General features: G+C 42.1%; 15 protein-coding genes. 2 read left to right on the plus strand and 13 right to left on the minus strand.

Annotated elements, in window-relative coordinates; translation table 11 throughout:
* Nucleotides 1-16 precede the first annotated feature (16 nt).
* Together NR125_RS01020 and NR125_RS01025 are read left to right on the plus strand one after the other, a co-directional pair.
* A complete protein-coding gene (locus tag NR125_RS01020; protein WP_009334849.1) occupies nt 17-1123 on the plus strand; it encodes a zinc-binding dehydrogenase in 1107 nt (368 codons plus the stop codon).
* A 24-nt stretch (nt 1124-1147) separates the two neighbouring features.
* Complete coding sequence (locus NR125_RS01025) at nt 1148-2590, plus strand: NAD-dependent succinate-semialdehyde dehydrogenase (protein WP_034297187.1); 1443 nt, start codon at nt 1148-1150, stop codon at nt 2588-2590.
* A gap of 88 nt (nt 2591-2678) precedes the next feature.
* Here NR125_RS01025 and NR125_RS01030 read toward each other — a convergent pair whose 3' ends face one another.
* The 13 genes from NR125_RS01030 to NR125_RS01090 all read right to left on the minus strand — a co-directional run bounded on the left by NR125_RS01030 (nt 2679) and on the right by NR125_RS01090 (nt 15178).
* Nucleotides 2679-2999 carry a VOC family protein gene (locus NR125_RS01030; protein WP_009334851.1) on the minus strand — a complete coding sequence of 107 codons (321 nt, stop codon included), beginning with the start codon at nt 2997-2999 and terminating at the stop codon, nt 2679-2681.
* Nucleotides 3000-3073: 74 nt separating this feature from the next.
* Nucleotides 3074-3643: a Fe-S-containing hydro-lyase gene (locus tag NR125_RS01035; RefSeq protein WP_034297118.1), complete on the minus strand. Its 570-nt coding sequence runs from the start codon at nt 3641-3643 to the stop codon at nt 3074-3076.
* Nucleotides 3644-3654: 11 nt separating this feature from the next.
* On the minus strand, nt 3655-4500 hold the full coding sequence (locus tag NR125_RS01040; protein WP_009334853.1) for a fumarate hydratase: 846 nt from the start codon (nt 4498-4500) through the stop codon (nt 3655-3657).
* Entirely contained in the window at nt 4481-5284 is an 804-nt protein-coding gene (locus tag NR125_RS01045) for an FAD-binding protein (RefSeq protein WP_034297121.1), read from the minus strand. Before NR125_RS01045 ends, NR125_RS01040 begins: the two co-directional genes overlap by 20 nt.
* Entirely contained in the window at nt 5268-5903 is a 636-nt protein-coding gene (locus NR125_RS01050; protein WP_198286713.1) for an FAD-binding protein, read from the minus strand. Before NR125_RS01050 ends, NR125_RS01045 begins: the two co-directional genes overlap by 17 nt.
* A 152-nt stretch (nt 5904-6055) precedes the next feature.
* Entirely contained in the window at nt 6056-6805 is a 750-nt protein-coding gene (sdhB, locus tag NR125_RS01055; protein ID WP_009334855.1) for a succinate dehydrogenase iron-sulfur subunit, read from the minus strand.
* Nucleotides 6806-6821: 16 nt separating this feature from the next.
* Nucleotides 6822-8597 (minus strand): succinate dehydrogenase flavoprotein subunit, encoded by a 1776-nt coding sequence (gene sdhA, locus NR125_RS01060; RefSeq protein WP_009334856.1) that lies wholly within the window; start codon nt 8595-8597, stop codon nt 6822-6824.
* Between the two features lie 42 nt (nt 8598-8639).
* Nucleotides 8640-9281, minus strand: a complete 642-nt coding sequence (locus tag NR125_RS01065; protein WP_009334857.1) for a succinate dehydrogenase cytochrome b558 subunit — start codon at nt 9279-9281, stop codon at nt 8640-8642.
* A complete protein-coding gene (locus NR125_RS01070; protein WP_009334858.1) occupies nt 9263-10624 on the minus strand; it encodes an MmgE/PrpD family protein in 1362 nt (453 codons plus the stop codon). Before NR125_RS01070 ends, NR125_RS01065 begins: the two co-directional genes overlap by 19 nt.
* Complete coding sequence (locus NR125_RS01075) at nt 10621-11538, minus strand: succinate--CoA ligase subunit alpha (RefSeq protein ID WP_009334859.1); 918 nt, start codon at nt 11536-11538, stop codon at nt 10621-10623. The genes NR125_RS01070 and NR125_RS01075 overlap by 4 nt, the downstream gene beginning before the upstream one ends.
* Nucleotide 11539: 1 nt before the next feature.
* The gene (locus NR125_RS01080; protein ID WP_009334860.1) at nt 11540-12739 is read right to left on the minus strand and encodes an ATP-grasp domain-containing protein; all 1200 of its coding nucleotides are present in this window, start codon (nt 12737-12739) and stop codon (nt 11540-11542) included.
* A gap of 51 nt (nt 12740-12790) precedes the next feature.
* Nucleotides 12791-13453 carry a GntR family transcriptional regulator gene (locus NR125_RS01085; protein ID WP_009334862.1) on the minus strand — a complete coding sequence of 221 codons (663 nt, stop codon included), beginning with the start codon at nt 13451-13453 and terminating at the stop codon, nt 12791-12793.
* A gap of 297 nt (nt 13454-13750) precedes the next feature.
* The gene (locus tag NR125_RS01090; protein ID WP_139266853.1) at nt 13751-15178 is read right to left on the minus strand and encodes an SLC13 family permease; all 1428 of its coding nucleotides are present in this window, start codon (nt 15176-15178) and stop codon (nt 13751-13753) included.
* Nucleotides 15179-15231: the final 53 nt, after the last annotated feature.

Consider the following 15231-nt stretch of genomic DNA (forward strand, 5'->3'; position numbering starts at 1 on the left):
AGGAGAGTGATTAAAAATGACAGAAAAAACAGCCGTTAAAACAGGCAAAGTGGCCGTCATGACCGAACCTTTAAATCTCAAGTACCAGGAATACAGCATCCCTTCTCCTCAGCCAGGCTCACTTGTAGTTAAGGTAACCAGGACAAATGTGTGCGGATCAGAATTGCACATTTGGAGAGGCCATCATCCTAGTATTAAACGGGGAGTTCTGGGACATGAAATGATTGGAACCATACATGAGCTTGGTGAAGGGGTAACAAAGGATTACGCTGGAAATGCAGTCAAAGTCGGAGATCGGATTGTTTCTACTTATTTCCTGACTTGCAAAAAATGCAGCCCTTGCCAGGAAGGCACATTTCATCTTTGTGAAAATGCCTATGAATTCTGGACAAAACAGCCGGAAGTTGAACCGCATTTTCATGGCTCATTTGCTACTCACTATTACATTCACGAAAATCAATACTTCTATAAGGTGCCTGAAAATGTACCTGATGTAGCAGCTGCGAGTGCCAATTGTGCTCTTTCCCAGGTGTATTTCGGCATTGAAGAAGCGGACCTCCGCTATAATCAGTCCATTGTTATTCAGGGTGCTGGCGGTTTAGGTTTATATGCCTCTGCTATTGCAAAAGAAAAAGGGGCAAAAGTTATTGTCATTGATGGAATCAAAAGCAGGCTGGAACAAGCCAAAAAATTTGGTGCTGACTACGTAATTGATATGAATGATTATTCAACTCTTCAGCAAAGGGAAAGAGCGGTTCTGGAACTAACGACTGGAAGAGGTGCTGATATCGGCATGGAGCTTGCAGGTGTGCCTGCCGCCTTTTCGGAAGGAATCCATTTAATCCGTCCAGGCGGTAAGTATGTCACGATTGGAAACGTATCTATCGGCAAATTTACAGAGTTCGACCCGGGACTGCTAACAAGAAAATCAATTAAAATCCTTCCGATCGTAAGGTATAACCCATGGTACCTGCGGAAATCTCTTGATTTCCTCTCTGCATCAATTGATAAATATCCTTTTGAGCAAATGCTTGATGCCGAGTTTACACTTGATGAAATACAGGAAGCTTTAGATAAGTCAGCTGCACGGGAAGTTACACGAGCAACAATTATTATAGATTAATAGAAAGGATTGATTATTTTGAGCATTAAAGTGGCGGATCTTAACAAATTGTATGTAAATGGTGAATGGATACAGGCCGAATCTGGGGAAAGCTTCGATGTTATTAATCCAGCAACCGGAGAAATTATCAGTCCGGTTCCGAATGGAGGGGCAAGTGAGGCAGCGCTCGCAGTAGATGCTGCTCATGAAGCATTTAAAACCTGGTCCCAGACAACCTCATATGAAAGAAGTGCCTTACTTAAAAAGTGGCATGATCTTATATTGGAAAATAAAGAGGAAGTAGCACGTATATTAGTTGCAGAGCAAGGAAAGCCTGTTTCAGAAGCTTTAGGAGAAGTTGGGTATGCTGCCAGTTTCCTTTCGTGGTATGCAGAAGAAGCGAAAAGAATTTATGGTGAGACTGTCCCCGCTTCTTTTCAGGATAAAAGAATACTCTTAATTAAACAGCCGGTTGGTGTTGTAGCAGCAATCACGCCATGGAATTTCCCGGCTGCAATGATTACAAGAAAGGTTGCTCCCGCCCTGGCAGCTGGCTGTACTGCAGTCATTAAACCGGCTGAATTAACGCCATTAACCGCAATCAAACTAGCTGAGCTTGCAGAAAAAGCAGGAATACCAAAAGGTGTAATCAATGTTATAACCGGTGATGCAAAGCAAATTGGCCAGACATGGCTTCAGGATGAACGTGTTGCCAAGATAACCTTTACTGGATCAACAGAAGTAGGCAAGCTTCTAATGCGAGGTGCAGCGGATACGGTTAAAAAGATCTCTCTTGAACTTGGAGGCCACGCACCTGTAATCGTGTTTGCAGATGCTGATCTTGATAAGGCTGTCAGTGGTGTTATTGCTTCAAAATTTAGAAACTGCGGGCAAACCTGTGTTTGCGCAAATCGGATATATGTTGAAAAATCAATTGTTCCTAAATTCACTGCGAAACTTAAAGAAGAAGCAGCTAAAATAAAGGTTGGTTTAGGGTATGAACCTGGAGCTGAGATTGGGCCACTCATTAATGAGGCTGCCTTTAACAAAGTAAAGAGCCATATTGATGATGCTGTTGAAAAAGGTGCTTATGTCGAACTCGGCGGAAAACGAATTCAGGAGTATTCGAATGGCTATTTCTTTGAACCTACCATCATTAGCGGTGTTCATGAAGATATGGTAATCATGCAGGAAGAAACTTTCGGTCCGGTTGCACCAATAATTGAATTTGACAGTATAGATGAAGTAATTGAAAAAGCAAACAGTTCCCGGTATGGTCTTGCAGCCTATGCCTTTACTGAAAATTTAAAAACGGCTATTACTGCCTATGAAAAATTGGAATTTGGCATTGTCGGGATAAATGACGGCATCCCTTCTACTGCACAGGCTCCTTTTGGCGGAGTAAAGGAAAGCGGTCTTGGGCGCGAAGGCGGACATCATGGCCTTGATGAATTTTTAGAAGTAAAATATGTGTCAATTAAACTATAAAAGCAAAGTCCCAAAGTATTTTCTTCTTTGGGACTTTGCTTTTAAGTTTGATATTTCAATGAGACATGATCTCTAACATAAATGAAGGTTATAGCCCCCATTGCATCTGTTCTGACGACGGTACCTCCTCTATGGAAATATTGCCTAATTGTAAGTGTGTTATTGCTTCAGCAATTTTTTCACTCGTAATGAAGCATAAATCTTCGGAACCAGCCATTGGATGAAGAGCCTTTGGGTCAAACTCATTCCCTTTTTGATGCAGGTTTATCTTCTGGATGCCAAACTTAAGGGCATTTCTGCCCTCATCAAATCTATGAATCTCCATCCCAAGAGCTTTCTGATAAAATTCACATGTCTTTTCCATATTATCAACAGTAAGAACAAGGTAATCCAATGAATCTATTTTCAAGGAATTGCCTCTTTTATGAATTCCAAAAAAACAAAACCCCTATCTAATTCAAAGGTTTTGTTTAATATCGTCTGCTAATCCAGTCCGGCATTTTGATCATTAAACTTCTGCTTCCCCAATTGATACCAGTCAGTTCCATTACTATCGATAATCACGACGGCCGGAAAATCCCGTACAGTAAGTTTATATATCGCTTCAGGCCCAAGATCCTCATACGCGATGACCTCCATCGTCTTGATCGAGCGGGCGATTAATGCTCCTGAACCGCCTATTGCAGCGAAATATACAGCTTTATTTTTTTTCATGCTATCAATAACTTCCTTGCTGCGGTAACCTTTTCCAATCATTCCTTTTAGGCCCCGATCGAGCAGTGAAGGGGTATACTTATCCATTCTGCCGCTTGTGGTTGGGCCGGCTGATCCTATAACCTGACCTGGTTTTGCAGGAGTGGGGCCAACATAATAAATCGTTTGTCCTTCAATATTGAACGGAAGATCTTCCCCCTTTTCAAGGGCTTCAGACATTCTTTTATGGGCAGCATCTCTCGCTGTATAGATCGTTCCGCTAAGCAGCACCCGCTCACCTGCTTTTAAACTGAGCAGCAAATTTTCTTCAATAGGAATGGTCACTTTTATTGCTGACAAATTGCTTCCTCCTATAATCTGACTTCTTTATGCCTGCTTGCATGGCAATTTAAATTAATTGCCACTGGCAGCGCAGCAATATGGCAGGGCTCTATTTCAATTTTTACATCAAGGGCAGTTGTATTGCCTCCCATACCCTGCGGCCCTATGCCAAGTTTATTGATTTCTTCCATTAATTCATTTTCCAGCTGGGCAAGCTCAGGGCGTTCACTTCGGTGGCCAATTGGCCTGAACAATGATTTCTTTGCTAAATAGGCGCATCTTTCGAAATTCCCCCCAATCCCAACTCCAACCACCAAAGGAGGGCATGCATTAGGTCCCGCTTGTGCAACTGTATCAATGATGTACTTCTTAATGCCCTCGAGCCCATCAGATGGCTTCAGCATCTTCAAACTGCTCATATTTTCACTTCCGCCTCCCTTTGCGGACATGTGAATGATCAATTCATCTCCAGGAATCATTTCAAGATGAATGATGGATGGAGTGTTATATCCTTTGCTTTTTTCCCGGGTAATAGGATGATCAACGATTGAATGCCTTAGATAGCCATCTTCGTATCCTTTTCTTACTCCTTCATTGATTGCATCATAAATGCTTCCACCGGAAATATGGCACTCTTGGCCCATTTCCACAATGAATACCGAGACACCAGTGTCCTGGCACATAGGAACCCGTTCACTCTTTGCAATATCTGCGTTTTGAATGAGCTGCTCCAATATATCTTTTCCCGTTTCTGATTGTTCATTTTTCAAGGCATTTTGAAAAGCCTCAACGACGTCTTGGCCCAAATCAAAATTGGCTTCCTGGCATATTTTTGCTACCTGTTCAACAATCTCATCATAAGTAATGCTTTTCATGTAGCCTCCCCCTTTCATCTTTAAGGCATTTCAGCTTTCGAAGCTCCAGGAGCATATTGAATGCTTGTTTTTTGAATTCTGTTTTTGCCTTCCCATTCCTTCTTTTCTTCCTTAAAATCCTGAAGTTTGTGTGCCCCCGGCTCTCTTTTCTTGAGGCCGCAGCAAAAGCGGATGCCCATGCTGATCGAACTTTATCACGAGACTGGAGAGCCTGAATGCTGCTTTCATTCTCCAAATTTAATGCGATTTGGTTCAAATCATCTGCAGCTTCTTGCAAGGATTGGGAGGATCTTTCAATCCCCACTTTTTTCCACATAATTTCTTTTACTTTTTTGATTGCTTCAGCTTCATCAATCGTTGAAGAGTTATTTATCAATTCATTTATACCATAATCGAAAATATCGGAAATATTACCCATTGAATTCTCCTGTACAGCCACTCTTCCTGTGCGGCGGCCAAAAACAAGTGATTCAGTCAAGGCCCCGCCGCCTAGACGATTTGCTCCATGAAGTCCTCCAGTCACTTCTCCGCATGCATAGAGACGTGGGATATTGGTCCTTCCCCATTCATCTGTTTGCACACCGCCCATGCAATAATGCTGTACAGGGCTCATAATCCACTCACCCTGATGCCCTTTCAAACGCAGACGATACAAATAGGGACTATCACGTTTTAGGACTTCTTCTGCCACTTTAGAAAAATCAATCAGGACTTTATTTTCTTTAAACATCGCATAACTGAGTATATCTCTTGTTTCAAGCTCTTTCTTAGGGTATTTTTCCATAAACCGTTCGTGTTTTTCGTTTAAAAGATAAGCGCCTTTCCCAAAAATCCTTGTCATAACATGGATATTCGGGCTGCTGCAAACGATAGGGGTAAAATTGCACAAACTCCATATCAACAAGAATAGCCCCATACCTCCATGACATGCCGATTCCTTCCCCGGAAACATCTCTTGGATTATCGGAAGATTGATAGAGTCCTCCAAAACCGCCGGTTGCCAATATAACGGCTGGCGAATGAATAATGTGAAACCCCTTGCCTCTTTGGATCAATGCACCTTTTATTTGATTATGATCATTTATCAAGTCAACAACTGCAGACTGTTCATAAAAATCAATTCCTAGTTCCATTGCATATTTCCCCATTGATTTTGTAATATTTCTTCCAAGTCCTGTTCCTGCATAAACCCTTCTCGGAAAGGAATGGCCGGGAGTAATGATCACTTTTTCCCTTTCAAGGCTGATTCCAAATTTACTTTCTAATTCGTTCACCCTGTCTGTACATTCTTCTGCTAAAACTCTTGCTAACCTTTCATCAGATAAATGCCTGTTGCCTTCCAATATATCCTGGCAAAAATTGATCGGGGGAATCTCCAGGAGAAAAAATGGCCGAGTGTACACTATCTGAAATAACTGAAGATCCCCCAAGCCCTGCTTTTCCCTTTGTGATCAAAGCCACTGATGCTCCTTCTTCTTTAGCGGAATGGCTGCAGCCAAAGCCGCCTGGCCACCGCCGATTACCAATACGTCATATTGGTAATATTGTAACCCAATCATCTATTCAGCCAGCTCCTTAGTGCATAGCGATTTGCATCTTTATTTAATTCTGCGATAGCTGTTGTTAATGGAATCTCTTTCGGGCAAACCTGAACACAATTCTGGGAGTTCCCGCAGTTTGCTATCCCTTCCTCGCTAATGACAACTTCCAATCTATGATTCTTTTGCTGAGCTCCAGTTGGATGCATGTTAAAATACTTTGTCTGGCCTAATGCCTGAGGCCCAATAAAGGGAGAACCGCTATTAACATTGGGACAGGCCTCCAGGCAGCAGCCGCATGTCATACAGGTGGAATATTTATATGCTTCCTGCTGACCCTCTGAAGTAATCAGCGGTCCAGCTCCCATAGCATAAGTTCCGTCAATAGGTATCCAGCCTTTAATTTTCTTGAGGGCGCTAAACATCCTTTCTCTGTTCACAACGAGGTCCTTTTCAACAGGAAATGTTTCCATAGGCTCCAAAACGATTGGCTGTTCCAGGCGATCAACCAATGTAGAACATGCTTGCCGGACTTTTCCGTTTATTTTCATGCTGCATGCACCGCAGACTTCTTCCAGGCAATTATACTCCCAAACTACTGAGCTGACTTTTTCTCCCTGTACGTTAACCGGGTTTTTCTGTATCTCCATTAACGCTGAAATAACATTCATATTTTTACGGAAAGGGATATTAAATTCCTCCCAGTAAAACGCAGTATTCTCAGCATCTTTACGCTTGATCCTCAGCATAATATCGGCATCTGCCATATGATCACCTTCCTCTCTATGCGTTTGATGGTTCTTCTTTTTTCCCTGATGTGACAATGTCATATCTTCTTGGCCTTGGAGCTATATATTTAAGATCTACCGCCTCATAGGATAGGCTAGGTCCGAAGGGAGTATAGGTGGCAATTGTTGTTTTTAGCCAGTTCTGGTCATCTCTTTCCGGATATTCAGGCTTGTAGTGGGCTCCCCTGCTCTCATTCCTGTTAAGTGCTCCTACGGTAATAACCCTTGCAAGTTCAAGCATATTTTTTAGCTGGCGGACAAACGGAACTGTTCTGTTATGCCATCTGGAGGTATCATCTATACCAATGTTATGGAAGCGTTCCTGAAGATCCTGAAGCTTCTCATCTGTTCGCTGGAGCCGGTCGTTATATCTGACCACCGTAACATTGTCAACCATCCAATCACTCATCTCGACATGAAGCTGATATGGGTTTTCGGGTCCATTCAACTTATAAATCTTTTCAACCTCTTCCTCCTGCTTTCGCTGTTCATATTCATATAACGATGATGGAAGGTCTTCATATGATTTTTCAAGTCCATTAATATAGGTGACAGCATTGGGACCTGCCACCAATCCGCCATAGATTGCTGAAACTAATGAATTGGCCCCAAGCCGATTTCCTCCATGATATTGGTAATCACATTCTCCGCATGCAAAAAGGCCGGGAATATTGGTCATCTGATTATAGTCCACCCAAAGACCTCCCATTGAATAATGCATGGCAGGAAAGATTTTCATTGGCAGCTTTCTTGGATCATCACCAACAAATTTTTCATAAATATCAAGAATTCCACCCAACTTGCGCTGCAATAATTCCGCAGGCAGATGGGAAAGATCCAGGTAAACCATATTTTCCCCATTGATTCCAAGTTTGAGGTCTACACAAACATGAAAAATTTCCCGTGTTGCAATATCTCTAGGCACAAGATTCCCGTAAGCCGGATACTTTTCTTCGAGGAAGTACCATGGTTTACCATCACGGTAGACCCAAACTCTTCCTCCTTCACCCCGGGCTGACTCTGACATTAACCGGAGCTTATCATCTCCCGGAATAGCTGTTGGATGAATCTGTATGAATTCTCCGTTTGCATACCTGGCCCCTTGCTGGTATGCAATACTATGTGCGCTCCCGGTATTTATAATGGAATTGGTGCTTTTTCTAAAGATGTTTCCGATTCCCCCGGAAGCTAAGATAACAGCATCTGATTTAAAAGTTTGAATTTCCATTGATTTTAAATTTTGTGCAGCAATTCCGCGGCATCTTCCCTCATCATCTTTAATAAGGGATACTAATTCCCAATACTCATACTTTTCTATCAAACCTTCTGCTTCATATTTTCTGACCTGCTCATCAAGCGCATACAGTATCTGCTGACCGGTAGTCGATCCAGCAAAGGCTGTGCGGGAGTATTTAGCTCCGCCAAGCCTTCTGAAATCAATATGCCCCTCCTCTGTCCGGTTGAATTGAACGCCCATTCTGGCCAGTAAATAAATGATGTCCGGGGCAGCTTCACACATAGCTTTTACAGGCGGCTGATTTGCTAGGAAATCGCCTCCATAGATCGTATCATCGAAGTGTTCCCATGCAGAATCCCCTTCTCCCTTTGTATTGACTGCGCCGTTAATTCCCCCCTGGGCACACACAGAGTGGGAACGGCGAACCGGAACAAGGGAAAACAATTTCACCTTCGTTTTTGCTTCTGCTATTTTAATAGCGGCCATTAATCCGGCTAAGCCTCCGCCAATAACTATAATTTCCTGGTTCTTCATATGATCCCCTCTCCGTTTAAATCCTAATATTATGGTTCAAACTTAACTGATAAACGAGATTAAGCTTCCGATTCCCAAAGCTGCAAGTACAACAAATAATCCAAAACATAAATTACGGACAATTTTTTGGGAAGCTGGGCCAACTGTGATTCCCCAAGTAATTAGAGCAGTTGATGCCCCATTTGCAAAATGGTAGGTTGTGCTTAATACACCAGCAATATAGAAAATCATCATAAAAGGATTTGCCAAATGCTCGCCTACCAGCTGGTGATTCACTTGGGTTCCACTGATTGCAGGGCTAATTCTTAGTGCCCATACATGATAGATAACAAAAATAAAGGTGATCATTCCTGTTACTCTTTGCAGAAAGAAGTTAATATTTCGATTATATTTGTACACGTGAGCGTTTGGCTTGGAAATAAATGATAGATAGATTCCATAAATAGCATGGAACAGTAAAGGAAGAGCGATAAATCCAATCTCAAGAAAAAGCAGAAATGGCAGACTGAGCATAAACTGGACATGTTCATCATATTTTTCACTGCCCAAAATAGCCAAGGCGTTTCCCATTAAGTGCTGAACTAAAAAAAGGCCTAGCGGGATAAGTCCCGCTAGTGAGTGCAATCTGGTAAAAAAAAATCTCCCCCTTGAAGATGAAAGAGAAACTACTGTGTTTGTTTGCATTGCTCTTCCCCCAAAGCCAAAGACATCCATTCTGCAGTATCAATTTCCTCTAATCGCAAAACAGCCTGGATATGTTCATCCGTGTTCCATATCTTGTCCAAGGTCATTGTTTTAAACTTTTTAATCAGCTCTTCCCTAGAGGCAGGCTTCTCCGGATCCCCTTTAGGATAATCAGTTGCTTTACAGAAGATGCTGCCATCATTCAGCGTAATGACAACCTTTGCACCCCATTTTTCCGGATACGCATTTTCATAATATGGATCCACAGCAACAGTGACTTTTTTCATGAGCTCACGTACTTCAGGAGATTGTAAAATTTCTTCATTATAATCGATTATAGATGCAGACCCTTTAAGAGCGATTAAGGCTGAACAAAATTGGCTGCTGAATTTAGAAGCATATACGGTCTCAGGATTTGGGTTATCTGTGATATTCAGCACAGTCTGGTAGGTGAGAATGGAAATATTTTGTATGTGTTCATAGCTGAGGCAGTTTTCCTTCATGATGGCTTGGACACAATCCATTGCAGGGTGGGTGTGGCGGCAGGATGCATGTATTTTAAAGCTATTTTCAATTATCTTATACTCCTTGCCAAGGTTCTTGGTGATCTTCTCTGAATCATATTTTTCTGACATCGCATTGAAAAATCCTCTTCTGCCTTCAAGGATCCTGGAGGCAGAGGTAAAGTCTTTTTTCGCCAGCAAGGCTGCCAGCACTCCATTGTATGCAGCTTTAGCCGTATGAAGCTGTTTTGTATTTGCCCCATCCTCAATAAATTCCCATAATCCTGCTGCCTGGGAGCCAGCATTTCCAAGAGCATACATCGTTTGCTCAACGGTTAGGTTCAAAAGCTTTGCCGCTGCCGCAGCGGAACCGAAAGTCCCGCATGTTGCTGTGTTATGCCAGTAATAATAATGTGAAGGCGAGACGGCCTCACCTATTCTATAGCAAATTTCATATCCAACAGCTACAGCGGTAATTAATTCTTTTCCGTTTAAGTTATAGGCTTCAGCTACAGCAGCAGCTGCAGGAATGACAACTGTTCCTGCATGTATAATCGACGATTTATGAATATCATCCAGTTCTACAATGTGGCTGGCAGCTGCGTTGACTAAACAGGCGTTGCCAACAGAAGATTTCCCTCCGGTAATAAGGGTTGCTTGCTCGTTTCCTCCCCACTCCTGTACCAATTCCAATATAGTTTGAATCGGTTTTTCACCCTTGCCTGCCAGTGCAGATCCATACCAATCCAAAATACATAGTTTTGTAAATTCCACAACTTCTTTTGGCAAATCCTCATATTTTACTTCAACTGCATATTCAGCCAAACTTTTCGATATCATTTTGCCTCACCTACCTTTGAACCTAATACCTTTTGCAAAACGCTGATGATATCGTCGTACTTTTCAACCACATGCGCCCCTGATTCTTTAAGCGCTTTCATCTTTAAGGAAGGTCGGCCCGTATTGCCTGAAATCATTGCTCCCGCATGGCCAAAAACTGTTCCTTCAGGCATGGATTCTGTAAACTTCCCGGCAACAAATGAAATTAGCGGCTTTGTAAAACCTCCTTCTTTAAGCAATTGAGCAGCCTCTTCTTCAAAGGATGTACCAGGCTCTGAAAAAGTAACAACCGCTTCTGTTTCCTCATCTTTTTCAAACAAAACAAGAAGGTCCCTAATGGTTGTTCCGATCAGACTATCTCCGCCAATCCCTATGCTGGTTGTAACACCAAAGCCTGCTCTTTTTACCATCCAGGATGTTTCGGCAGTCATTCCGCCGCTTCTGGAAATAACACCGACATTTCCAGGAATGAAACACCTTTCAGGGCGGTCACCACCGATGGACCCCATTTTGATCCGGTCCTTAGGGTTAATCATGCCGACAGTATTAGGCCCAATGATCGTTACATTTTCTTTCCGTGCAGCATAAAGCAGCTTTACTGCATCATGCTGAGGTATATTTTCTGTTGTAACAACAATCAGCTTAATTCCATTGGAAATTGCTTCGAGAACAGCATCCAATGCAAACGCAGGAGGCACAACAATAAGAGTTGCATTAATACCATGCTTTTTTACTGCTTCGGCCACCGTATCGTATACTGGAACCCCTTGCACATACTGCCCGCCTTTTCCCGGTGTAATGCCTGCATAAATCCTCGTACCATAGGCAAGTGTATGGCTGACAATCATAGAAGCTTCACGGCCAGTTATTCCCTGTACAGCCAGTCTGGTGTTTTGATTGATTAAAATGGGCATTTTAGGACACTCCTCTCATCTTTTTAACCATCTCTGCAGCTGCTTCTTCTATCGTTAAATCTTCACCAAAATACGTAATGCCTGCTTCCTGGAAAATTTTCTTTCCTTCCTCATCATTAACTCCTGCTTCCCGCACAACGATTGGAAAGACTTTAGGATCGATTCCTAATTCCTGAATGGCTGTTACAATCCCCTTGGCCATCACGTCTATTTGTGTATTATTGGTGATGTTATGAGCGACAAATAATCCTTTGACTCCTTGTTTTGAGAGGATGCCCTTTGTTAATCCTTTTACTTTCTCTTCAGGCGGATTGCCTCCCGTTTCCGTGTAATTTGCCGGCACAACTCCTAAATTGGCAAGAGCATCAAAGCTTAATAAACTTCCTCCTCCACCACCGCACATAAATCCGATTTCCCCGCCATCCATTTCGGTATAACGTGCAGTCCCGCGATAATCAGCGTCATTGACTTTTACCATTTCCTTCTCCAGCTGTGTTAAAGGCCTCCAGGAACGCTCGCTTCCTGATTCAACCATGCCTTCAAGTTCCGGATGGCGGTATAGGGCTGAATCATCTACACCCATAACAGAGGCAGCTGCCATAACCTTTTCATCTTTGGTGAGAACCAATGGATTGATTTCAAGAATATAGCAGTCATATTTCAAGAACACCTGATATAACTTGCAAAGAATTGCCGCAGCCTTCGTTAATGGTTTTCCAGTTATCCCTAATTCGCTCCAGATTTCTTTCGCCTGGAATGGATGAAGCTCATTAAAGGGTTCTACATGATAGATTACTACCTTTTCCGGTGCATCTTTTACCAAGTCTTCTACCTCTACTCCGCCTTCTGTAGTAACAATAATAGCAGGAACCTGTTTTTGCGGATCGATTGTAATAGATACATACCATTCTTCATCTATATCAATCTTTTCTTCTATCAATACTTTTTCTACCGGGAAATTTCTAACTGTCATTTGAAAAATCTCATCAGCTTTGACTTTTGCCTCTTCTACTGTATCGGCAAACTTAATCGCCCCGGCTTTTCCTCTTTTTCCTACTGGTACAAGTGCTTTTATCACACAGGGCTTTACTAAATGCTGATCAATAATTTGTTCACTGCTGGAAATAACGGAATGGCCAGGTACGGGTATTCCATTCTCTTTTAGAATGGTTTTACTCGCATCTTCCAACATTCTGCCCATTTGCATAGTCCTCCCCTTGGAAATTGGATCCAATTTATAAAAAAAGGGAATTTACTTCCCTTCTTTTTTTATACTTTCTATTAATGACTTTCCTGTTCGATATATGTGTTTAGAGACAATATTAGCGGCAGTATCTTTATCTTTCTTGATAACGGCTTCAAGAATTTTTCTATGTTCAGTGTTGGAGTTTTCAATTTGCCCGTTTAAAAGGTGTGGGGTTTGCTGCGGAAGGCCGTTCCACAAGGTCCCAATAAATGAATTAAGACGTTCCCAATTACACCTTTTTACGAGCAAGCGGTGAAAATCAATGTTATACTGTACGAAAGCGTCTGCATCATTGGCATTCTCCATTTCAGCAACAAGGGAAGAGAGCTGTGCGATATCTTCTTCTGTTAATAAATCAACACTTTGGTAAACAGCCATTTTCTCGAGCTCTGATCTAAGGGCATATATTTCTTCAATGTCCTCTATGCTGATTGATTTCACTACAGCGCCTTTATGTGGCTCAAGCTTAATAAGACCCTCAGATTCCAGCTTTCTAAATGCTTCCCGGACGGGCATTCGGCTAACGCCCATTTTGTCCGCCAAATCTGATTGCTTTAACCTCTCGCCAGGCTTAAAATCCCCTCTGATAATTGCTTCTCTTATGACATTGCATACTTTTAAGTGGAGTGTATCTCTATTCTCAATTCGTAAATCCTGATTCATAGACATATTTCAAATACCTTTCCTTATCCTAATTTAGCTTTAGGATACAGGATCCAAAAGTTATTGTCTATACTTTTCTGACATTTTAATCAATTTTATAGATTTAAATTCGCCTGCTGGTTTTTGCTCCAGGTACTCAAGCAGGAAGCGAGCGGTTCGATACTACTCGTCGCTTAACGCAGGCGGGCTGATCGGAACTTCCGCGGAACAAGCATTAGGCATGAACTCCATGAGGAAATGCGATTGCAGTTTCGAGAATCGGGTGATTAATGCTCAAATCTAAAATCTTTAATAGAGCTAGTTTTATAAAAAACCGATCCAGTTCCACCAAGTTACAGCAGTTAACATTGTAACTAGTACCATAATAATGGTCATATAGATTCCTGGAACAATAAACTCTTTCTGCTGAATCTGGCCTGTACTATGAACAATTATATTGGGAGTTGCTTCAACTACAAGAATATATCCATGCAGGCATGCGAGTGAAGCCGTTAGACATATTAATACCGGATCTGCACCTGACTTGTCTGACAGCCCGATAAAAATAGGAATAAGCGTTACAACTGCTGTTGAGACATTGGCAACTGCCAAATGCAGAATTTGCGTAATAATTAATATGGAAGCAACAGCAATAATTGGAGAGCGAAGCAGATCGATGATCCAGCCCACACTCAAAGTAGCCCCAACGAGTTCAGCTGCGCCCGAATGATTAAAAGCATAGCCAAGCGATAATGTTACACCCATTATGAGAATAGTATCAAAATTGATTTTCACCATGTTAGCCCATTTTGAACAGCCCACACCTGGAAATGCCATTAATATAACACCTATCAGGGTAGGTATGCTTGGGTGGAGACCATGCAGGGGTTCAATGAACCATAAACCTACAATCAGAATTAAAATTCCGATGCATTTTTTCTCATCTGTATTGATAGTTCCTAACTCCTTCAGCTTCCTGTTCATTTCCTCCTTCAAATGATGAAATTCTTCATTTTCTTTTGGCAAGGGAAAGGACTTGATTAATACCAGCCAGGATAACGGAATTAAAAGCAGCCAAATGGGAACCGTGTACATAAACCATTGTAAATAAGTTATTTGAATCCCTAAAAACTGCTTCAATAATTCTACAGTCAAAATATTCCCGATTGCTGCCGTCATGACTATCGTTCCGCTGATTGTTCCGCCAAATGCAACACCAAGCAGAATCATTTTCCGCAGGTTTCCATCCTTCTTTACCCCTATATGGTCGAGCGCCATTAAAGCAACAGGTAAAATCAGGGTAGTCCTTACAGCTACTGCAGGGATAAAAAAAGCCTGCACCTGAGGGATGAGCAAAATGCTCGCCAATAAACCTTTTGCTGTGCCGGCCCACTTCGCCAAAATTAAATATCCCAGTCTCTTAGCAAGTGGGGTATCATTAACACCTCTTGCCAGCATCATTCCCCCTATTATCAAAAAAATGGCTGGTGAGGAAAAACCGCTGAAGATAATATCCATGGTCACAATTTTAAATAACAGCATTAACACTAGCAGCAGTAAAGCAGTAACGCCGAGCGGCAAAGGTTCAAATGTCCAGTAAAAGACACTTAAGACTAAAAGGGCGAGCATTATTTTGGCAGAATCACTGCTTCCAGGCAGAACAGTGTAAATAGATGCAGACAGAGCAGCACCCAGCATCAGGGTAAATGTTTTTGAAGACCCAATGGAATTTACCCAGGATGACTTTGGCATAAAATTCACTTTTGCCTTGGTATTCGGAGAACCCAATTTACTCTCCTTCTTTC

Source organism: Cytobacillus sp. Bac17 (assembly GCF_024519925.1).
In the GTDB taxonomy this organism is placed as follows: domain Bacteria; phylum Bacillota; class Bacilli; order Bacillales; family Cytobacillaceae; genus Cytobacillus; species Cytobacillus pseudoceanisediminis.